The 492-nt window shown below is 31.1% G+C and carries 1 protein-coding gene; it reads right to left on the minus strand.

Going from position 1 to position 492, the window contains the following annotated elements:
* Positions 1–65: 65 nt before the first annotated feature.
* On the minus strand, positions 66–191 hold the full coding sequence (locus NG904_RS17385) for a hypothetical protein (protein ID WP_286674381.1): 126 nt from the start codon (positions 189–191) through the stop codon (positions 66–68).
* Positions 192–492 lie beyond the last annotated feature (301 nt).

The raw sequence follows: 492 nt of genomic DNA on the forward strand, positions 1-492 counted from the left end.
AAAACAAAAGTTATATGCTGCACAATCTCACCTTCTTGAAAATTTACTTATTAATTATATGCTAATCACATATATGGTAAATGGTGCTGTAATAGATTTTTTAATTCTTCGTCTCTGACCTTTCCAGCATACTCTCCAACCTTGTATATTAGCATATAACTATATTTCATTAATTCTTTCATACAGTCCATTAAAGCGCCTCCCTTCTCTTTTGTCCATATACTATAAATATGATGCTAAAACATTCGCTATTCTCGCTAAAAACCAATCCCATCTACTAATTTTCTCAAAATCTTCTTCAGAAAATCGTTTTGATTTATGAAAGTCTACCTGTAATCGACTCCATACTTCATCAACAACTGTTTTATCATATATGATACAGTTAGACTCTCAATTTAAATAACAACGTCTATTATCAAAATTCTCTTTTCTAATATCAACAATTCCTCCACCAATATTTCCTCCTTTCCCCTGAACACCTCTTTTCCGATA

Source organism: Clostridium sp. ZBS15 (assembly GCF_023845705.1).
GTDB classification, from domain to species: Bacteria; Bacillota; Clostridia; order Clostridiales; family Clostridiaceae; genus Clostridium; species Clostridium aquiflavi.

What these genes read in the sequence shown, in the direction of transcription:
- NG904_RS17385 (WP_286674381.1), bottom strand. Translation starts at nt 191, where the DNA reads ATGGACTGTATGAAAGAATTAATGAAATATAGTTATATGCTAATATAC.